At 34.2% G+C, this 19,829-nt stretch carries 20 protein-coding genes and 2 pseudogenes; 9 read left to right on the plus strand and 13 right to left on the minus strand.

What is annotated here, in order from left to right; genetic code table 11:
• Positions 1–30: 30 nt before the first annotated feature.
• A complete protein-coding gene (locus NST14_RS17335) occupies positions 31–1,251 on the minus strand; it encodes an MFS transporter (protein WP_139303352.1) in 1,221 nt (406 codons plus the stop codon).
• 106 nt (positions 1,252–1,357) lie between these two features.
• On the opposite strand from NST14_RS17335, the gene NST14_RS17340 reads away from it, so the two are divergent.
• The 3 genes from NST14_RS17340 to NST14_RS17350 all read left to right on the plus strand — a co-directional run bounded on the left by NST14_RS17340 (position 1,358) and on the right by NST14_RS17350 (position 3,482).
• The gene (locus tag NST14_RS17340) at positions 1,358–2,209 is read left to right on the plus strand and encodes a LysR family transcriptional regulator (RefSeq protein WP_229142851.1); all 852 of its coding nucleotides are present in this window, start codon (positions 1,358–1,360) and stop codon (positions 2,207–2,209) included.
• Positions 2,202–2,711: a DUF3916 domain-containing protein gene (locus tag NST14_RS17345; protein WP_073541296.1), complete on the plus strand. Its 510-nt coding sequence runs from the start codon at positions 2,202–2,204 to the stop codon at positions 2,709–2,711. The genes NST14_RS17340 and NST14_RS17345 overlap by 8 nt, the downstream gene beginning before the upstream one ends.
• Before the next feature lie 93 nt (positions 2,712–2,804).
• The gene (locus NST14_RS17350) at positions 2,805–3,482 is read left to right on the plus strand and encodes a YdcF family protein (protein ID WP_109629980.1); all 678 of its coding nucleotides are present in this window, start codon (positions 2,805–2,807) and stop codon (positions 3,480–3,482) included.
• A 43-nt stretch (positions 3,483–3,525) separates the two neighbouring features.
• Here NST14_RS17350 and NST14_RS17355 read toward each other — a convergent pair whose 3' ends face one another.
• The 4 genes and pseudogenes from NST14_RS17355 to NST14_RS17370 all read right to left on the minus strand — a co-directional run bounded on the left by NST14_RS17355 (position 3,526) and on the right by NST14_RS17370 (position 8,090).
• Entirely contained in the window at positions 3,526–4,470 is a 945-nt protein-coding gene (locus NST14_RS17355) for a glycerophosphodiester phosphodiesterase (RefSeq protein ID WP_001226327.1), read from the minus strand.
• A 530-nt stretch (positions 4,471–5,000) separates the two neighbouring features.
• Positions 5,001–5,792 (minus strand): hypothetical protein, encoded by a 792-nt coding sequence (locus NST14_RS17360; protein WP_229142852.1) that lies wholly within the window; start codon positions 5,790–5,792, stop codon positions 5,001–5,003.
• Positions 5,780–6,253 (minus strand): annotated as a pseudogene (locus tag NST14_RS17365) (type VII secretion protein); the annotation flags it as partial. The gene NST14_RS17360 and the pseudogene NST14_RS17365, both read right to left, overlap by 13 nt.
• 217 nt (positions 6,254–6,470) lie before the next feature.
• A complete protein-coding gene (locus tag NST14_RS17370) occupies positions 6,471–8,090 on the minus strand; it encodes an FAD-dependent oxidoreductase (RefSeq protein WP_048557151.1) in 1,620 nt (539 codons plus the stop codon).
• A 467-nt stretch (positions 8,091–8,557) separates the two neighbouring features.
• Here NST14_RS17370 and NST14_RS17375 point away from each other — a divergent pair, with 467 nt between their 5' ends.
• The 5 genes from NST14_RS17375 to NST14_RS17395 all read left to right on the plus strand — a co-directional run bounded on the left by NST14_RS17375 (position 8,558) and on the right by NST14_RS17395 (position 13,252).
• On the plus strand, positions 8,558–8,962 hold the full coding sequence (locus tag NST14_RS17375) for an ArsR/SmtB family transcription factor (RefSeq protein ID WP_000594281.1): 405 nt from the start codon (positions 8,558–8,560) through the stop codon (positions 8,960–8,962).
• A gap of 109 nt (positions 8,963–9,071) precedes the next feature.
• Positions 9,072–10,070, plus strand: coding sequence for an NADP-dependent oxidoreductase (locus NST14_RS17380; protein WP_000646405.1), 999 nt, complete (start codon positions 9,072–9,074; stop codon positions 10,068–10,070).
• A 179-nt stretch (positions 10,071–10,249) separates the two neighbouring features.
• Positions 10,250–11,716: a protein adenylyltransferase SelO gene (locus tag NST14_RS17385; RefSeq protein WP_048557153.1), complete on the plus strand. Its 1,467-nt coding sequence runs from the start codon at positions 10,250–10,252 to the stop codon at positions 11,714–11,716.
• 256 nt (positions 11,717–11,972) lie between these two features.
• Positions 11,973–13,067, plus strand: a complete 1,095-nt coding sequence (locus NST14_RS17390) for a response regulator aspartate phosphatase (RefSeq protein ID WP_229142853.1) — start codon at positions 11,973–11,975, stop codon at positions 13,065–13,067.
• On the plus strand, positions 13,064–13,252 hold the full coding sequence (locus NST14_RS17395) for a Phr family secreted Rap phosphatase inhibitor (RefSeq protein ID WP_074540698.1): 189 nt from the start codon (positions 13,064–13,066) through the stop codon (positions 13,250–13,252). Before NST14_RS17390 ends, NST14_RS17395 begins: the two co-directional genes overlap by 4 nt.
• A 72-nt stretch (positions 13,253–13,324) precedes the next feature.
• Here NST14_RS17395 and NST14_RS17400 read toward each other — a convergent pair whose 3' ends face one another.
• The 6 genes from NST14_RS17400 to NST14_RS17425 all read right to left on the minus strand — a co-directional run bounded on the left by NST14_RS17400 (position 13,325) and on the right by NST14_RS17425 (position 17,902).
• Positions 13,325–13,924, minus strand: coding sequence for an FMN-binding negative transcriptional regulator (locus NST14_RS17400; RefSeq protein WP_229142854.1), 600 nt, complete (start codon positions 13,922–13,924; stop codon positions 13,325–13,327).
• Between the two features lie 134 nt (positions 13,925–14,058).
• On the minus strand, positions 14,059–14,586 hold the full coding sequence (locus NST14_RS17405; RefSeq protein ID WP_000813606.1) for a GrpB family protein: 528 nt from the start codon (positions 14,584–14,586) through the stop codon (positions 14,059–14,061).
• A 23-nt stretch (positions 14,587–14,609) separates the two neighbouring features.
• Complete coding sequence (locus tag NST14_RS17410; RefSeq protein ID WP_001172036.1) at positions 14,610–14,957, minus strand: DUF4260 domain-containing protein; 348 nt, start codon at positions 14,955–14,957, stop codon at positions 14,610–14,612.
• Positions 14,958–14,969: 12 nt separating this feature from the next.
• Positions 14,970–15,938 carry a bile acid:sodium symporter family protein gene (locus tag NST14_RS17415; RefSeq protein ID WP_229142855.1) on the minus strand — a complete coding sequence of 323 codons (969 nt, stop codon included), beginning with the start codon at positions 15,936–15,938 and terminating at the stop codon, positions 14,970–14,972.
• A 4-nt stretch (positions 15,939–15,942) separates the two neighbouring features.
• Positions 15,943–17,334 (minus strand): FAD-binding oxidoreductase, encoded by a 1,392-nt coding sequence (locus tag NST14_RS17420; RefSeq protein WP_229142856.1) that lies wholly within the window; start codon positions 17,332–17,334, stop codon positions 15,943–15,945.
• A 169-nt stretch (positions 17,335–17,503) separates the two neighbouring features.
• The gene (locus tag NST14_RS17425) at positions 17,504–17,902 is read right to left on the minus strand and encodes a DUF2871 family protein (RefSeq protein WP_000737903.1); all 399 of its coding nucleotides are present in this window, start codon (positions 17,900–17,902) and stop codon (positions 17,504–17,506) included.
• A 257-nt stretch (positions 17,903–18,159) separates the two neighbouring features.
• Here NST14_RS17425 and NST14_RS17430 point away from each other — a divergent pair, with 257 nt between their 5' ends.
• The gene (locus NST14_RS17430) at positions 18,160–18,663 is read left to right on the plus strand and encodes a GNAT family N-acetyltransferase (protein ID WP_000636234.1); all 504 of its coding nucleotides are present in this window, start codon (positions 18,160–18,162) and stop codon (positions 18,661–18,663) included.
• Positions 18,664–18,756: 93 nt separating this feature from the next.
• Here NST14_RS17430 and NST14_RS17435 read toward each other — a convergent pair.
• Positions 18,757–19,132: pseudogene (locus NST14_RS17435) on the minus strand (Tn3 family transposase); the annotation flags it as partial.
• A 44-nt stretch (positions 19,133–19,176) separates the two neighbouring features.
• Positions 19,177–19,479: a hypothetical protein gene (locus tag NST14_RS17440; RefSeq protein ID WP_229142857.1), complete on the minus strand. Its 303-nt coding sequence runs from the start codon at positions 19,477–19,479 to the stop codon at positions 19,177–19,179.
• Positions 19,480–19,829: the final 350 nt, after the last annotated feature.

Raw genomic sequence — 19,829 nt, forward strand, 5'->3', positions numbered from 1 at the left:
TTATATTTTCTTCATAAAAAATTTACATTGCTAACTTTCTTTTATTTTCTTGTTTTTTCTATATAAACTGACTGCCGAGATACTTAACAATACTACTATACATAACCACGCATACGCATACCCCTTCTCATCCACAATATAACCAAATAAAACAGGTGCAACAATAATAGCAATTTGATTTAATGTAAGTGCTACACTCACTGTTATTCCTACAGATTCTTCACTTGCCAATTCAGCAACTTCGGCTATAAAAAGACTAAACCATCCAATTGAAAAGAATCCTAACAATGCACTTACACCATACAATACTCCACTCGTTATTGTATGTATATTCATTACTAACAATAAAATCAAGCCGATAGAAGCGCAGACAGCTATAAATAAAGGTATACGCCGATTCCCCTTATACAACACATCACTAATAGTTGCTAATGCAATACGACCAATCATTCCAGAAAAGAACATAACTGAAAATACTGTTCCGGCTACAATAAATGTAATCGATTGTTCCCCTGCTAAAAATTTCATGAAGTGTCCAACTAACACCATTTGTAATGAAATCATGCAAATACCCGTTATATAAATTGGATACAACTCTTTTTTGCATATCACTACTTTTAGCTCCATCCAAAAGGAAATGTTATTATGTCCTTTCCTCGCTTCCTCCTGAACATATGGCTCTTTGTAAAACATAAAAAATAATAGCCCTCCAATTATACAAATGCATGCGATACTATTGATCGCGTAAGTCATATTATATTGTACGGTAAGAAACGGGATTAACACTCCCGCTAACGCCCCACCAATCGGTATACCCGCTTGCCTTATTCCCATCGCTAATCCGCGATTTTCTTTTCGGAACCATTTTAAAATCACTTTACTTCCTCCTGGCTGGGAAACACTATAAAACATTCCTATTAATAAAAGTACAAATAATAACCCATTAAATCCATTTACTATATTAGTCAGTAAAAGCGAACTCCCTAGCAAAAATGAACTGATAGAAATTAATATTTTTTCATTATATTGATCAAGTAGCCGACCGACAAAAAGCATACAAAATAACGGTCCAACATTTACAACACTTACTAATAATCCACTCTCCGTATTCGTAAGTGCATATTCTTCTTTCCAAAATAAAGCGAAAACCCCGACACCATACGTTATAAGTGTCGCTGTTGTTTGAGCAATCGTCGCAACAATTAACATAACCCATTTATAAGTACTATTCACCCTTTCTTCAATCAACATAATAATCCCTCCCCCTTCCATTGTATGAAAGTTCTGATATCATATAAAATAAAGATTCATCATATAATCCATCAAAAAAATTGATACCTTTTCGGAGGGATGATACGTGGACATAAAAGATTTAACTGTATTTTACGAAGTCGCGAAGGAAAATAATATTTCTCACGCAGCGAAAAATTTGAACTATGTGCAATCAGGCGTAACGATGCGTATGAAACAACTAGAAAATGAATTAGGTGTTCCTTTATTTTACAGAAACGGAAAAGGTGTAACTTTAACTTCTAACGGTGAGATTTTATTAACGTACGCCAAACAAATTATCCACTTAATGGATCAATCTATAAAAGCGGTTCAAAGTAATGGAACTGATCCTAAAGGTACTTTAAAAATTGGGTGTACAGAATCTACAACTGCGGTAAGGCTTCCCTCTATATTAACGGCCTACTATGAGAGGTACCCAGAAGTCGAATTGATTTTGGAAACAAATACGACTGAACAACTAATTAAGCTTGTATTAGAGCGAAAACTAGACGGAGCGTTTATAGCTGGCTCTACTCAGCATAATAAACTCCATACAACTGTATTTCATGAAGAAGAATTGGTTCTCATTAGTAAAAAACCTTTATCCTCTCTTACAGACATAGAAGATATGAATTTACTCGCTTTTAGTCACGGGTGCTATTATAGAAGTTTATTAGAAGACTGGCTTCAAGAAGAAGACATCTCGCCTAAACGAGTATTAGAATTCGGAACAATCGAAGCGATACTTGCATGTGTAAAATCAAATATAGGCGTAGCGATTATGATGAAATCAATTTTAAAGGGACATGAACATGACGTATCATTCAACCCTTTACCAAATAGCTTCAAAAAGGTTCCTACTACTTTCGTTACTAGAAACGATATATTTCGCTCAGCTGCATTACAAAAATTTATGGAGATGACTCACAATGCATGAAAAGAAAATACGTGGGATGAAACGAAAAACAAACACTATGATTAAACGCATTGAGGAACATACAAAAATATTCCCTTCTACTTTCTATAACGATGAATATTGGTATATGCCTTTACCAGTTTCTCAAGCTTTTATCGAGTCTCATAAAACACCTAGAAAAGTAAAACGATTATGTATACAAACCTTAATAGATCGAGTGAATCATTTAATAAAAATAAAACCGAATGATACACATACATATCGAGTTGTTGTTTTCATTTCTATAGAAAGTTTGTGGAATTCGCAAATTATTATATTTAAAAATGAAAGGTACTTTCATAATTTCTTTAATAGAAATAGTGAATTTCAAAATTGGGTCCCTCTTTCAAATGAAATTAATTTTTGGGAAACATGGGGGATTTCAATTCGCCCTACTGCCCAACTGTTTCACTTTCAAGAAGTCATTTATGATGAAGATACAATCGATAAAAAAGAGATTTGGTTTATTGGAGAGTTATCTTAAAAGGGGTACTTTCAAATGAAAAGCTTCCCTTTTTCCACTTATTAAAATCGCTATATGATGAATTTGTCATTTTATTATATAGGAGGTTTTCAAATGGTAATACCTAAATATCCTGATGTCCCTACTCTTACGAAAAAACAAATCGATCAAATTACAGAAATCACTTTTCTAAAAGAAATAACACCACAAAAATGTGATGCAATATTCGTTTTCGGCGGTTCACACCCTGGCAATTGGCAAGCTCCTCTAGAAGCTTATCAACAAGGTTTAGGAAATAAAATTATCGTTACAGGTGGTACTAGTTTACATGGCATGAAACATCCGAGCTGGAATTACGGGGATTTGTCAGATGCAGAAGTAATTGTAAATAAATTACTTGAACATGGCGTACCAAAAGATGCTATCCTATTCGAGAAAAACTCCCTCCATTCTATCGCTAATGTAATGGAAGCAAAAAAGATTTTTGATTTTACAAAGATTAATCAGCTACTATTTGTTTGCAAAAGTTTAGGCGCTGGTCGGCAATATCGAGTATTAAAAAAACATTTACCTAAAACTATTACGTGTATCCCATATACATTTGATACAAGTTTCGATGGTGAGTTTATCATTAATAGATATAATTGGATGGAAAATGAAAAAAGTCGCTCTATGATTTTTGGAGAATACTTGAGAAATATTTGCTACGGTAGAAAGGGCGGCATTGAGCCACCTGAAAATGAGGTTGAAGGTTTAGAAGAATATGTATCCTATTACTATAATCTAGCATAATAAAAAAAGGTATACCAAAATGTCGGTATACCTTTTCTCCTATTTATTTTTCTTTTAACACACTATGTAATCGATCAGGATAATTTGTAAACATTCCTGTAGCACCCCATTTTATTAACAATCTCATATCTGGTTTCTCATTAATTGTATAAGGATGAATTAGCAGTCCATTATTTCTAGCTATTTTCATATATGACTCATCAATAATTAATTCTCCGTTATCATTACGTAAGTTTGGTCCAATACCAACTGCATACTTTTTAATTTCTTGAAAATCTTCATTCGTTACACGTTTCGGTTCATGTGTAATAGCAGACCATTCAACAATCTCATTGTTTTCATTTGGATAATACCAAAGCAGTTGAACTAACGGAATATTTTCATTCATACTATGAATCTTTGTTAAACTATCTTTACTAAATGATTGAATCATCACACGGCTAGAAGACATGTTTTGACCTATTAAATTATATTTTTCTAATAAAGCTAATAATTTCTCTTCCATTCCTGGATACACATCTGGTGATTTTGTTTCAATGTAATACTTCATGCTTCTTCCGTACTTTTGGAAAATTTCTTCAAGAGTCGGAACTTTTTGACCAACGTACTCTTGCTTAGCCTTTTCTGGATACGCTTTATTGAACCACGATCCTGCATCTAAACTCTTTATTTCACTTAATGTTTTATCTCGTACTTCACCTGTACCATTTGTCGTGCGATCAACTGCCGTATCATGCATTGCAATCAACTGGCCGTCCTTAGTTAATTGAATATCTAACTCCAAATAATCCGCTTTCATTTTTTTCACTAAATCATAAGAAGCAAAAGTATGCTCAGGTGCATGTCCACTTGCTCCGCGATGTGCAATATTTAAAAACTTATTCTTATTCCACTCATGCTTTCCTTCTGCTTTCGCATGAACAGCTCCCCCAGCAAAGATACTTCCCGTCATAAAGAAGATAACTAAAACGCTAATAATTTTTCTCATCCTTCTAACCCTTCCTACGTTACAAATTTCAACAAGTTAATGAGATTTACACGAAATAGAAGATATACTTTCATCATTTTTATAAGTTTATATTAAAATTCCAATCTTACAAATATAATTCCCCTATGTTATTACTATACTATTTATTTTCCATATCCCCCTATTCACATGTAACTTCCTATTGATTACATTTCATCAATAAAAAAAGCCATAAATTATTTAGAGGACACTTCTGTATCCTTAAATAAATTTATGGCTTATCTCAAATATCTCCGGCCTCGATTAACTTGTCGAAATTAATCATACCAAACCTATTAATATTTGTGAATATTATTTTTTCAGTACGGTAAAGCTTTAATCAGTATAAGTTATATATCTATCTTATACTAATTAGTATTTGAACACATCGAATTTTTCCGAACAGCCCGATTCCTATCTAACTTCTTTAATTTCCATTCATACAAGATAAAATTCTATTGTCATTTGACATGATATTTACGTAAATCTAGGCTTTACTTAATTACAAATTCTTAATTTCGTATATCCTTTCTTGCAAGTTTAGGTTTCTTTTGAGAATGTGGTATATTTACATGTCCCAAAGCAGCCACGGATTGTCTCCTTTCCTTCCTTGACAGTTTAGGCTTCTTTTGAAAATATAATTCTTTTAAATGTCGCGAAGTAATACCTTGTTTTTTGAAATCAAAGTAAAAATACAAATGTGTACTTAGCGCTAGGAAAACAACTGAAATAAATGAAAAAATAACGATTAGCACAATCGCCATAGCTTTTTGGCTCAAAATTCCAATACTAACTTGACCAATCATATAACCTAAACCCGAAAAATATACAATTTTAGAGATTTTCACATCTTGATCAGTGATCCCCCTTAAGCGAGCTGTAAAATATTTAATCCAGAATAATTCAGATTTATAAACAATTAAACTATATGCAATAAGCGATAGAATAAAAAATAAAGGAGATTCTATTTCTACGAATTCGTAAGCTAACTTTTGCACAGCTATAAAACTACAAAATGAAATACTTAACGCAACAAATCCAGAATATAATAAATGTTGCAATTGAGGCTGCCGAGGCTTATGAATAGAAACCCAAATTCCCCATAGATTACATATCACATAAAATGGTAAAGCTACGTAAAAGTATATATTGTACGGTGGAAATATGAATAAAATGATGAGTAGCATAAAATTCATGATAACCCACACAAAGGCCCCTACAATATTTCTTATATCAAATGGTATTAATATCCGCATACAATCATCTATGCTGTTGCCATTATATTTGTCCATTATACACCCCATAAAAATTTAAAAATTTTATCTAATACATTTCCAATTCCTGATTTAACTCTATCTTTTACCGAATCCTGTTTGCCATCATGATTCCAATCACCTTTGTTAAATTTGATTCCATCTGTTAACCAACTTATCCCGATAAAAACACCAAAGCCAATTCCGGCCCCAACTACAGTTCCAATTGGTCCCCTAATTACTGTACCTATTGCAGCACCAGTTAATGCACTAGCAGCAGTAGAACCAACCCCAATTGCTGCATCACCAATAATATCACCAGCTAGCTTAGTTTTTGACGCTTTATTTTCAATATTTTCCTTTGTATCATTAATTACATCCCATCCTACAGCTGCATAACCTAAAGCATTTGTTTTTAATTTCAATGAACCTTTAAAAAATTCTTTTGGTGATAAAACATGTCTTTTTACATCATTTATTTGCTTTACTTCGGCTAAAGGTAATGTAGTCTGTAACCTCTAGGAAATATAATACAATAAAAAAATGATTCAATCTAGTAATTGCCAACACTTATAACTAAAAACTAAAAAAATTCTAACAACAAAAAATAAAGGGAATTAATTTACATATATTTTTATAATAGTAATGTCTCTTCACTACACAATCTTTATTTTGTAAGCTAAAAAAATAGAAGTATCGTCCTATATAAGACAATACTTCCGTAGTTACTTAAAAATCACATAATAAATTACCCATTACCTCTTCCAGCATTACATCTGGATTTACCACTGCTTTTGCCAAACGCCATCCTATAAAGCCATCTGGTCTAATTAATACAGCTCCTCCATTCTCTATCCTATATAATTCACGAAAAACATTTTCTTGAGCAATAAAGTCTCCACTTCCACCTACTCGATACAGTTTAATATTTATTCCTAATTTAGATGAAACATCAAATACAGCTTCAGCCCAAGAGCTATTGTCTACTCCAGTAAGTAATACAAAATTGTTACCAAATAAGTCTAATATAGAAGCTTCTTTCCCTTTATACATCCCCCAAAAGTGTGGCGCTCGCGTTCCAGGTCTCCCGTTCAACTCTACGCTATCCATTCTATGTGGAGTGACTGAGTCATCTATAATCGCTTCTGAACAATACTGATATCCAACTGTAACAGCTAAACCGTCCATATTATTTAAAATACCTTCTTCTCTATTCGCAGCACGAAACAGTAAACTACTCGCATAATCTGTCGTTAATTTTGCAACAGGATATCTCTCTTCATGATATGTTTCTAACAATTTTGGTTTTGCCTTTCCTTTTATAACAGCCGCTAATTTCCAGGCTAGATTGTGTGCGTCTTGTATTCCTGTATTGGAACCAAACCCTCCTGTTGGCGGCATAATATGTGCAGAATCACCAACTAAAAAAATGCGATTATCTTGAAATTTTGTAGCAGTACTTTCAGTCGCTTCCCACGGTAAAACACTTACTATTTCTGACTCAACATTTGTACTTCCTATTGCGGTTTGAATAATTTGTTTACAACGTTCTATAGTGAAATCTTCTGGTTGCTCTCCTTTTAATGGATCGTAGGATACATGGTAAATCCATCTTCTTTCGTTATCAACTGGAATAAGCGCACCAAGAACTTCAGGATGAAGTACCATAGTAAAACCAAATGCATCTCCTTGTATAAATTCACTTAAATCCGCTTCAAAATAAATATTCATATAATAACCACCAATTGTTCCACGGCCCTCGGTACTAATCCCTAGCTGCTCACGTATTTTACTTTTCGCTCCATCCGCTGCAATTACGTAGTCACAATGAACAACGCTCTCTTTTTCCGTTTCACGATCTCGAATCGTTGCAATTACTCCGTTTTCCTTTTGTTCAAATGAAACTAACTCATGATAAAAAGATAGTTGCCCACCTAATGTTTTTGCTTCTAGTAACATCATCTCTTCTAAAGTAATTTGATAACAAGCAGTTTGTTTTGATGGACTAATCTCTTCTATTTTCTGAAGTAACTTTTCATCATTTTCATACTGATTTACCCTCATTTGTGCCAATTCTTCCTGATTCGCCTCAGCTATTGTATGAACCGCTATTCTTCCGCGGCAATTTTCTAACGCTTTACCCGCTGATCTAATTCTTTGTTCTAAACCTAATTCTCGAAATAACTCCATCGTACGAAAAGTGATTCCACCTGCTTTCGGATGAATTGCAGTAGACGGATGCCTTTCAATAAGTAAGTACTCAATATTATGTTTTGCAAGGAATAACGCAGACGCTAATCCTGATAATCCCCCTCCAACAATTAAAACTGGTACATCATTCGATTCCATATACTTATCCTCCACATCATTGTTCTGAGCTCAGTGATATAAATATAATCAAAAAAACAACAAAGATATAGACTTATATTTCATTTTAAATTATCATATAGATAGATTACGCCCCAAATTACTTTTACTTTTTCATACATCTATAATCCGTTTGAATTGTGCATGTATGCAAGAGTAAAACGAAACAACTCACTTCAAAATAATAAAAACATGATAAGCGGTCGTAACCCTATAAATTATATAGGGTTACGACCGCTTAATTTTTTGCCCAATGACTTAACCATTCTCATTTGGAAACAACGTATTATTACAGCCTTTTTTATCCCCTACCATTTTCAACTCATAAAATTTCATTCGTCTCGATTTTCTTTCCCAATATTGCAGCTCATACAACAATCATGTAGCATTACCGTATCGAAGTAATGGTCCATCATCTTAAACCTTTCGACTCATTACCAGGAGGTATAGTGATTAAAATGAATAAACAAGAACAATTAAATGTTATAAAAAAAGATTTTGTTGATTCTCAAAAAGTATTATTGGCAATTGGTGATGAAACACGTCAAGCTATTTTGTTAGTTCTCATGGAAACGGAATGTCAAACCGGATTACGTGTAGGAGAAATTACGAAACAAACACACCTTTCTCGACCCGCGGTATCACATCACCTTAGAATTTTACGAGAAGCCGGTATTATTTTAATGCGAAAAGAAGGTACAAAAAACTTTTATTATATTGATATACGTACAAAATTAAGTTTATTAAAAAATCTTGTATTAGATATCGAAAAGCTATTGCACAACTTTTATCCCACTTTAACGGGCAGTAAGACCCCCACCTCAGAATTCAGCGAAAGCAAAGAATTTAGATAGGGGATCAACTGCCCATAAAAGTCCGATTGGTTCAACTAATAATCAGTGGGGGATGAAGAACCCCCCACTGATTAAAGTTTCACTTTATTGAAATTTGGAGGTATAAGAAATGAAAGCGATGATAATTGATAAGTACGGAAAAGTCCCAATGCGTATGGCCGAGGTACCTATTCCTGAAATAAATGAGCATGAAGTGCTCGCAGAAATTCATGCAGCTAGTATTAACCCAATTGATTTTAAAATACGCGATGGAAAAGTAAAGGTGTTACTTAAATATGAAATGCCCCTAATCCTTGGGAATGACTTTGCTGGTGTCATCATAAAGGTTGGCTCAAAAGTAACTCGTTTTAAAGTCGGCGATGAAATATATGCACGTCCAAGAAAAAATAAGATTGGTACTTTTGCGGAGTATATAGCCATTCATGAAGATGACATAGCTTTAAAACCGAAAAATTTAAGTTTTGAAGAAGCTGCTTCAATTCCACTTGTTGGCTTAACATCCTATCAAGCATTACATGACATTATGCAATTACAAAAAGATCAAAAGATTTTAATTCACGCTGGATCTGGTGGTGTTGGTACTTTCGCAATTCAGTTAGCAAAAATAATGGGCGCTACCGTTACAACAACTGCTAGTGAAGCTGGTTCCGATTTAGTAAAGTCTCTTGGAGCAGATCAAATTATTAATTACAAAACAGAAAAATTTGAAGAAATACTAAAAGATTATGATGCAGTATTTGATACCATTGGTGGTACAACACTTGAAAAATCATTCAATATTATAAAAAGCGGCGGCAACATTGTTTCCGTTTCAGGAATGCCAAACGCTCGTTTCGGTAAAGAATTTGGTTCTGGATTTTTTAAAACATTCTTATTTTCATTAGCAAGTAAAAAACTTACTGCACTTGAAAAAAAGCATAATGCTCAATATTCATTTTTATTTATGAAGCCAAGCGGAGATCAATTACGTACTATCGCAAACTATATTGAAGCCGGAAAAATCAAACCTGTAATCGATCGAGTTTTCCCTTTTGAAGATGCGCAAAAAGCAATGGAATATTCAGAGGCCGGAAGAGCAAAAGGAAAAATAATTGTAAAAATGAAATAATAATAAAGACTCCATTTTCTTCAAATGGAGTTTTTATATTTACTGTTAAATAGACATAGTGCAGTGAAGTCCTTACAATAGATTGCAAGGGGAAATATCATATTATACTTTTAGCTAATTTTACAAAGAATACATACGTACAAATACATAATAAAAAAAATAAACAAGGAGGAGATAAAATGACTAAAAATAATGAAGCTGGTTGGAATTTAGACCATAGTTATACGACTTTACCACAATCATTTTATACAGAAATCCCCCCTACTCCCGTAAGTTCACCGGAGTTAGTTAAGCTAAACCATTCACTTGCGATATCTCTTGGCTTTAATCCTGAAGAATTGAAGAAGGAAGCCGAAATCGCTATTTTCGCTGGTAATGCACTCCCAGAAGGAGCTCGTCCATTAGCACAAGCATATGCCGGTCATCAATTCGGACATTTTAATATGTTAGGCGACGGTCGTGCTCTTTTAATTGGTGAACAAATGACTCCTTCAGGTAAACGTTTTGACATTCAACTGAAAGGTTCTGGTCCTACTCCGTATTCACGCCGCGGTGATGGTCGTGCTGCACTCGGTCCAATGCTACGTGAATATATTATTAGCGAAGCAATGTATGCACTTGATATTCCAACTACCCGCAGTTTAGCAGTTGTCACAACAGGCGAACCAACATATCGTGAAACAAAGTTACCTGGAGCTATTTTAACTAGAGTAGCAAGCAGCCATATACGCGTCGGCACATTTCAATATGCTGCAGCTCGCGGTTCTATCGAGGATCTTCAATCACTAGCTGACTATACAATAAAAAGGCATTATCCAGAAATTGAAGATCATGAAAACCGATATACTGCATTGCTACAAGAGGTCATTAAAAGACAAGCAAGTCTTATCGCAAAATGGCAACTTGTTGGATTTATTCACGGCGTAATGAACACTGACAATATAACGATTAGCGGTGAAACGATTGATTACGGCCCTTGTGCATTTATGGACAATTACGACCAAGGAACTGTATTTAGCTCTATTGATACACAAGGTCGCTACGCATATGGAAATCAACCATATATGGCCGCATGGGATCTCGCGCGACTAGCTGAATCCTTAATACCAATCCTACACGAAGATGAAGAAGAAGCATTAAAGATTGCTCAAGACGAAATTTCAAAATTTAGCGTACAGTATGAAAACCATTGGTTCCTTGGAATGAAAAAGAAATTAGGACTATTTAGCAACGAAGAACAAGATCAATCACTTATTGAGCAACTTTTAAAAATGATGGAGAAATTTAAAGCGGATTACACAAATACATTCCGTTCATTAACTCTTAATACGTTAGAAAATACCCCTCTATTCGATAGCCCTGAATTTAAAGAATGGTACAAACTGTGGCAATCTCGATTAGAAAAACAAGATGAATCGAAAGAAAATGCCTACGAAATGATGAAAAATAATAACCCATCAATCATCCCAAGAAACCATCGCGTAGAAGAAGCACTAGAAGCCGCTGTCACAAATGGCGACTATAGCGTAATGGAAAAACTTCTTGAAGCTCTAGCAAATCCTTATGCATATTCTACAGATCAAGAAGAATACTGCCTTCCACCTGCGCCTACGAATCGCCCTTATCGTACTTTTTGTGGGACTTGATTGTTTAATCTGTAAAAAGGTGTGTTCATACAAATTGTGTGAACGCACCCTTTTTTATATTTTCACCTCTCAACTAGAAATTTAAAATGCCCCCTCCCCCGACACCTTTTCTTTACTCCAAAACAAATTAATACTATTCCAATCGGCTTACTGAAAAGTTTGTTAAACAAATATTGAGAAATAAAAATCGTATTTCTAAATATTGTTATTTTTGATACTATATTTTATAAGAATATTCAAAAAGCGAGGGGATTTCATGAACGTTCAACTACAAGGTAATGAACAAATTACGAAATTATTTAATGATTGGTATTTAGCTATGCTAAAACAAGATGTGTCCCAGGCAACAAACTTAAAGCATGAAATTGAGGAAAAAGAACTAAACTTTGAAGAAGATGAAAACTTAGCATTATACTATTCTCTACTAGATTTTCGTTTCAAAGTTTTAACTGATGGTTTAAGCATCACAAAAGACAGTTTCAATAAAATAGATTCTTACGCGATTTCACCTAATCACCAACTTTCTTACTACTATCATTTATTTAAAGCGATTCATGCTACTTTAACAACAAATTATAATTTAGCAAGTGAACATTATGAAAATGCTGAAAAGCTATTAGTTAATGTTTCAGATAAACTAGAGGAAGCTGAATATAATTACCGATTCGCTATCTTTAATCAACATTTTTATAAACCGATTGATGCAATTCAATATGCTAATAAAGCTCGAGAAATATTTTTCATGTATAGAGATTATGAAAAAAATGTCGCTTCATGTGAAAGCGTTATAGGTGCATCATGTGTACAATTAAGACAATACGAGCAAGCTGAAGAACACTATAACTCCGCAATCAATATTTTACAAAAACAAAATGAAGAATCTTTACTTTTAAGAGTTCGTAATAATTTAGGCTGGCTATATGCCAATCAAAACCTATCAACACTGGCTATTCGCCATCTATCTGAAGTAACGACAAAAATGCCTACCCATTTCAAAGCAATTTTCTTACAAGCTAGGGAACATTCTAAACTCAGTGAAATAAATATCGCTTCAGAACTTATAAAAAAAGGATTAAAAATTTGTACAGAACTTAACAATGAAGAATATATGCTTCACTTTAAAATTTTAGAGTCCCTTAACAATAACGAGTCAACTGAAGACTTAGAAAAAATTATTCTTGAAGGAATTGCGTATTTCGACAAAGAATCTTTATATAACTACACTCAGGAATATTCAGAAAAGTTAGCCGTTAAACTTTACGATGAAAATAATCATATAAAAGCAAGCGAGTATTTTCATAAAGCGTTACAAGCAAAAGAAAAAACGTTTGAGAAAGGAGCATTAAAATGATAAGAAAAATTGGTTCCATCTTATTAGGATTATCTGTTATCGGAATTGTGTCTATTGGGGTAAATAGTTCGTTTACATATCAAGCAAGTCATGCAGATTTCCCTGCACCACAAAGGCCTGACCTTGTTCAATCCGTTGACGTAGGTAAAGACTACAACCCAATAACAACTGAAAAAACACTTTAAAAACGAAAGACCTTCCATTAAGAAGGTCTTTTTTAATACGCTTATTTAGAATGTTTCCCTTTCAAGTAAACTCTATTTTCTCATCAACCCTGCAATCCCCCTACTCCCCTCACTACCAACTTTCTCAAGTTCCTCCACAACTAAATTCCGTCTCTCCACAGAATGATTTTGACTTAACTTCGCTTTTCCTTCTATTTTATTTATCTTTATTTTAAAGCCCACTATTCCCTTACTTAATCCTCCCATATAATTCGGGTCTACATCATTAAGTGAGTAGGTGCTCTCCGGATCTTCATACTTATGTACTAACTCTTGAAGAGAGTCTATTAATTCCTGTCCATCTTCAACAATTTCTAATTCACCATATACATGCACTGCAACGTAATTCCATGTTGGTACTGCATTGTTTGTTTCATACCATGACGGAGAGATGTAACTATGTGGTCCTTGAAATATAGCTAGTACTTGCTGATTCCCAATATCTTTCCACTGTTCATTCGGCCGTGCGAAGTGACCATGTAAAGTAAGGGTCTCCCTATTTAATAACAACGGTAAATGCGTCGCATATGGTTCCCCGTTATGTTGGGAAAATAACGTTGCAAAGCTATTTTGTTCCATTATTTCATACTTCATTTCTTCATCTTGTATTGCGAAATATTTTGGTATATACATAAGTTCCCTCTTTTCCGATCTTTTATTTCTCATTATATTTAAGTATCGTAGCATTCAACAGGGCCAGTTTGTATTTGTTTTATAATGGCAGCGTTCTATTTCAAAAGAATAGGCAGCATGTATTCCATGCCGCCTTAGTTTATCTTTTCTAATATATTTGTAATAAATGCCGTCTTACCTTCACTATAACCCGCTCTATTTTTCGATTCTCTTACTAATTCTTTCTTTAAACGTCCATATTCAACAGCAACACCTTCATGTTCACGAAGATAATCCCGAAACGCTATATGTCTCCTTAGCTCTTCACTTTCTTTATCACACACATACAAATGATGTTCCATCCAATCTGTACTTTCTCCGTCCCACGGAACGAAAGCGTCCTTTCTGCCAAACGCCTCTCTCCCTTTGTAGCTCCATTCTGCCTGATGATAGTATCCTATCGCTTCAAGCTTTGTTACTACTTTAGGAAAAAACCCATAATCTTCTATTATGATATCAATATCTAATATTGGTTTTGCTGCAAGTCCTTTAATAGATGTACTCCCAACATGTTCAATGGATAAAATACTGTCTTCCATTACATCGTTAATGAGAGTTTGTAACTTATTAAATTCACTTTCCCATTTGATGTTATACTCTTCGATAGTAATTCTCTGTTTCAAAGTATCCCTCTCCTCAAAAGCAACTATAACCTCTGAATATGAGTATCCTTAAAATCCGTCTCATATTTCAATCCATATCCAAACATTCGATCCATTCCAATATGTGCTGTCCATATTAGACCTATCATAATAACTATATCTATCTTAAAATAAGCACCTATGATAACAATTAATATCGATATGATATATGTGTGAAATAAATTATAAATGTTAGCCCCAACATGATTATTTATACCATACGCTAACATTGATAAATCCGGAGCTAAAAGGAACAGAAAAAATATTATCCAACTAAATTCATATAATGAATACGCATAAATCGCAGCTATGAAAACAACTAGCCCTTCAAAATGTACAATACGTTTTTGCATTCTTTATCATTCCTATTTTTCTATATTTACCGATAAAGTTTCATCACTGAAAGTATCCTTTGCATTTTTTGACCAGATGGTTGCTAAAATCGGTCCTGCAATGTTATGCCATACTGCTGCTAACACATTTGGGAGGGCGGCAGCTGGTCCAAAATGTGCTGTTGCTAGCGCAACACCTAAACCTGAATTTTGCATTCCTACTTCTATTGAAATAGCTCTTCTTGTCCCTTCGTCTAGTCTAAGTATGAATGCTGTTATATATCCGAGTAAAAAACCGAAAGCATTATGGAGCATAACGGCAATAAAGATAAGAAGGCCTGAAGAAGTAATACTACTTACATTCGCTGAAACAACTGCAGAAACAATAATGATAATTGCTACAACCGATATGAAAGGGATAACGGTCATTCCTTTCGTAACAGTTTTAGGGAATAACTTCTTCACTACTAATCCTAAAATAATAGGTATGATAATAACTTGTACGATAGAAAGAAACATAGACATAGGATTAACCGGCATCCATTGTCCTGCAAGTAATAATAAAATAAGAGGTGTAGCAATTGGTGCTAGTAACGTTGATAATGATGTCATTGCAATAGACAACGCTAAGTTTCCTTTTGCTAAATAAACCATAACATTTGATGCGGTGCCACCCGGTACTGAACCGAGTAATACTAATCCAGCTGCTAATTCTGCTGGCAGATTCATAACGTAGGCTAGTACGTATGCGACAAGTGGCATAATAATAAACTGAGCACATACACCGATAATAACTGGCAATGGTTTTGTAGCAATAATTTTAAAATCAACAGCCTTTAATGTTAACCCCATCCCAAACATAACAACCCCGAGTAAAATCGTTATGTAACTATTTAACCCGAGAAATGGAGCGGGAATAAAATACGCAATAGTTGCAATACAAATAACCCAAAACGCAAAATACTTTCCAGCTATATTACTTATCGCTTCTAGTACTTTCACCCCATCATCCCCTATCCTTTAACTGAAAAACTTTATTCGGATTCAAAATATTTTGCGGATCAAGAGCTCTCTTTATTTTTTCCATTACGAATAATGCCGCCCCATGTTCTTCTTCCTGATACTTCCGTTTTCCAATACCAACGCCATGTTCCCCTGTACATGTTCCTCCTCGTTTAAGAGCATATAGAACGATACTTTCATTTATTTCATCTGCTTTTTCCACTTCTTCTTTATCGTTTGGATCGACCATTAAGAGCACGTGGAAATTCCCGTCTCCTACATGACCAAGAATACCACCAACAAGCCCAACCTTATCTAATGTATCTTTCGCATGTTGAATTGCCCCAGCCAATTCTGAAATTGGTACACATACGTCTGTACTCATAAGCTTTTTACCAGGATAGCTATGAACGTAAGCGTATGCTAGGTTATGCCGTGCATCCCATAATTTATTTCTCGCTGCAGTTTCCGTTTCAAAAGCAACTTCTTTACATTTATGATCAAAAACAATTTCTTTCGTAAACTCAACATCTTGCTTTAACCCTGCTTCATTACCGTGAAACTCTAAAAACAATGTAGGTTCTTCTCTGTAACTTGTTTCACTGTAATGATTGACTTGTTTCATAGATAGTTCATCAACGAGTTCAATTCTCGCAATCGGAATACCCGCTTGCAATATGTTAATAACAGCTTCTACTGCATCATTTATAGTTGGAAACGATGCTCTTGCAGCCATAACATGCTCTGGTATGCCGTATACTTTTAATGTTAACTCTGTAAAGCATCCAAGCGTACCTTCTGATCCTACGAAAACACCATTTAAATGGTAACCTGATGACGACTTCGCAGCTAAATTCCCAGTATGTATTACTTCCCCATCAGCAAGAACGACTTCTAAATCACGAACTTGATCACGCATTACTCCATACTTAACCGCTGTCGTTCCGCTTGCATTTGTAGCAGCCATTCCCCCTAACGTTGCATCTGCTCCTGGATCCACACTAAAAAACAATCCGTATTTCTTCAATTCTTTATTGAGCTGAGAACGAGTCACTCCTGGCTGTACTTTCACCAGAAAATCTTTCTCTCTTATTTCAAGAATTTTGTTCATTAATGAAAAATCAACCGTAATTCCTTTTTCATAAGGAATTACATGTCCTTCTAAACTAGAACCTACCCCAAACGGAACGACGGGTGTCCCGTGCTCACTCGCTATTTTCATTATCGTGCTAACCTCTTCGGTCGTTTTCGGAAAAACTACTACATCAGGTAAACTACTAGCATGATAAGATTCATCTTTACTATGTAACTCTCTTACTGTTGTATTAATTACTACTCGATCTTCGGGAAGTACACCCTTTAATTCATTTACTAAACGCTCTACCGTTATTTCCATCTTACACTCTCCTACTTTCTATAAATTTGAATTACAAAATATGTTAACTATTTTATACATAATAATCCGAAAAATTAAATAATTCAAGTTTTACATATACGAAATTCATTTCTTACTTTCGAATAAAAAAAGAACTTGCAACAATTACTGCAAGTTCTTTTCTATAAAACTATATTTTAAATGACTTCTTTATTAACAACATAAACCAAATTAAAGTAAATGCCATCAGCGAATGAGAAAACCCAACAATATAAGTTAACCCTTTAAAGTCCGCTCCATTTAACTGAAGAAGCCCTCTTGCTGCCAATGAACCTAACATTAATATTAATGCGATATTATGTACAACAAACCACTTATTAAAACTTTTCGCTTCATGAAACGCGAATACTTTTGCTAATCCTAAAGCAATTAAAAAGAAGAAAAAGCCGAGTACAAGTGTATGTGTATGTAAAAGGTTTAACAAAGTAGATCCTACAATCCCTTTATACTTTCCATACTCCCTAGCGAAAATCCCTGATAATAAACCGATAATCAAATACGTAAACGATGCATTATATAATTTCTTCATTATGTACCTCCTTGAGTAGAATGTGTAGTGTGTCATATTTAGTAATAATGATAGTTATATAGTAAAAACTCCTAGTCACCTAGGAGTCATTGTATAAGCATCTCACTCTTTACAATCAATTCTAATTATAAAATATCCCTTTATACAAAACAAACGAACTTTATGTGAACAATCCGGGCTCTTGTAAAATATGTTGCGATTTTGTATTACACAATCCATACTAATGATTATAAATGTTAAAGGTGGTGCAGTAGATTGTGATAGTTCTTGAAACGGAACGACTCGTTCTTCGCTGGTTTCATCTAAAAGATGCTCCATTTATTCTCGAGTTAGTAAACGATCCTGCATGGATTCAGTATATCGGTGATAAAAGGATTAAAAACTTAGAAGATGCAAAAAAATACATCTTAAACGGCCCCGTTGATATGTATAATAAAATGGGCTTCGGCCTTTACTTAGTAGAACGAAAAGAAGATCTCACTCCGCTCGGTATGTGTGGTCTTATTAAAAGAGATTCATTAGAAGATGTTGATATCGGCTTTGCCTTTTTAGAGAAATTCCGTTCGAAAGGATATGGCTACGAGTCAGCTTCTGCTGTAATCGAATACGGAGTACAAAAACTAGGTCTGAAACGAATTGTAGCCATTACTACTACTGATAACATCCAGTCAGGAAAGCTTTTAGAAAAAGTAGGATTGAAGTTCGAAGAGATCATTTCGAACTCAGGGGAAGATTTAAAATTATTCGGCTATAACGCGTAAAAAGATTTTGAAAGAAAAACCCTTGATTTATCTACGCTAAGCAGAAAATCAAGGGTTTTATTTATGTTCTAAGAGGCGTAATAATCCAATAGAATGCTCTTCAATATGTAAATCTGTTTCGTGATGTAGTAAACCATCAATGACATGAACGGCATCCCTAGCATTCGGATTAATCACTTTTGTATGAAAGCTAGAGAATTGATCACTCATAAAGCGATAAAGTGAAACTTTAATTAGTGGGGGTTTTCTTCATCTCCCACTGATTATTAGCCTTCACTAATCGGACTTTAATGGTAGCACCTTTACCTGTTCCGTACTGTGGATTTGCGTCTGCATGTAAAGATGAAACCTCCATTTGCATGCCCATCCCATCTGAAGACGAAGTGGTACCATCTCCCCAATAAGAAGCTAAATCTAGTTGGTGCTGGTAATTTACTAATGTTGCTTGTGCCTTATTCATTGAATCTTCACCACTCGTTTTTTATCGGACTTCTTTTTATACTTTTATTTTCTTTATGAGTTATTAGAAAAATAATTGTCTATATAAGTCTTTATTTTTTCAAAATCCTTTTCCATAAATAAGTTTGCTGGTACTTCAATTATTGGAAGATTATTTTCATTATCAAAAGGTGGACACGGTTTGGGAACTACCAAATAGTCAACTGAGTTTTTATCCCTAATATAATTGATCGAAACATCATAATACTCAGAAAAATACGCCTTCAAATCATCGTGATTCCTTAAAAATGGTAGAGAAAATATTGAACCATAATTTATACCAGCGTCGACAATTAATACAAAGCATATTTTTTTCATGATACACCCTCCTAGTATAATAAGTTTTAAGTTAATAACTGTTCCTTGAAAATTAAATAGTTTTTATCTTCAAGAGCTACATCAAAAAATGATGTATGGGTAAAATTTAGTCTTGGATACCAGGGGTTTCCCTAAATAATGGAAGTACAGAAATGGATCCATCGGGAATATGCTTACTCCTCCTGTAGTTCGAGCACATTAAAAGACTGCGACCCAGACCAAAATGCACTGCATACGCACAAGCTGTATCGGTTTCCTTTTTCTTTATATTCAATTAAATCATATCATTATTTTACATAAATTTACAGACTTTGTTTTTTATTTTATTGGTAAACTTATGCTTAGCGTAT

The sequence above is a fragment of the Bacillus sp. FSL W8-0519 genome (assembly GCF_038005585.1).
Classification (GTDB): Bacteria; Bacillota; Bacilli; order Bacillales; family Bacillaceae_G; genus Bacillus_A; species Bacillus_A paranthracis.

Bases quoted from the DNA above. Each gene is read 5' to 3' on its own strand.
- NST14_RS17335 (WP_139303352.1), bottom strand. From the start codon at position 1,251: ATGTTGATTGAAGAAAGGGTGAATAGTACTTATAAATGGGTTATGTTA.
- NST14_RS17385 (WP_048557153.1), top strand. From the start codon at position 10,250: ATGACTAAAAATAATGAAGCTGGTTGGAATTTAGACCATAGTTATACG.
- NST14_RS17425 (WP_000737903.1), bottom strand. From the start codon at position 17,902: ATGAAGAAATTATATAATGCATCGTTTACGTATTTGATTATCGGTTTA.
- NST14_RS17400 (WP_229142854.1), bottom strand. From the start codon at position 13,924: ATGTATATACCAAAATATTTCGCAATACAAGATGAAGAAATGAAGTAT.
- NST14_RS17360 (WP_229142852.1), bottom strand. From the start codon at position 5,792: ATGGGGTGTATAATGGACAAATATAATGGCAACAGCATAGATGATTGT.
- NST14_RS17440 (WP_229142857.1), bottom strand. From the start codon at position 19,479: ATGAAAAAAATATGCTTTGTATTAATTGTCGACGCTGGTATAAATTAT.
- NST14_RS17380 (WP_000646405.1), top strand. From the start codon at position 9,072: ATGAAAGCGATGATAATTGATAAGTACGGAAAAGTCCCAATGCGTATG.
- NST14_RS17345 (WP_073541296.1), top strand. From the start codon at position 2,202: ATGCATGAAAAGAAAATACGTGGGATGAAACGAAAAACAAACACTATG.
- NST14_RS17370 (WP_048557151.1), bottom strand. From the start codon at position 8,090: ATGGAATCGAATGATGTACCAGTTTTAATTGTTGGAGGGGGATTATCA.
- NST14_RS17395 (WP_074540698.1), top strand. From the start codon at position 13,064: ATGATAAGAAAAATTGGTTCCATCTTATTAGGATTATCTGTTATCGGA.
- NST14_RS17410 (WP_001172036.1), bottom strand. From the start codon at position 14,957: ATGCAAAAACGTATTGTACATTTTGAAGGGCTAGTTGTTTTCATAGCT.
- NST14_RS17420 (WP_229142856.1), bottom strand. From the start codon at position 17,334: ATGGAAATAACGGTAGAGCGTTTAGTAAATGAATTAAAGGGTGTACTT.
- NST14_RS17350 (WP_109629980.1), top strand. From the start codon at position 2,805: ATGGTAATACCTAAATATCCTGATGTCCCTACTCTTACGAAAAAACAA.
- NST14_RS17355 (WP_001226327.1), bottom strand. From the start codon at position 4,470: ATGAGAAAAATTATTAGCGTTTTAGTTATCTTCTTTATGACGGGAAGT.
- NST14_RS17390 (WP_229142853.1), top strand. From the start codon at position 11,973: ATGAACGTTCAACTACAAGGTAATGAACAAATTACGAAATTATTTAAT.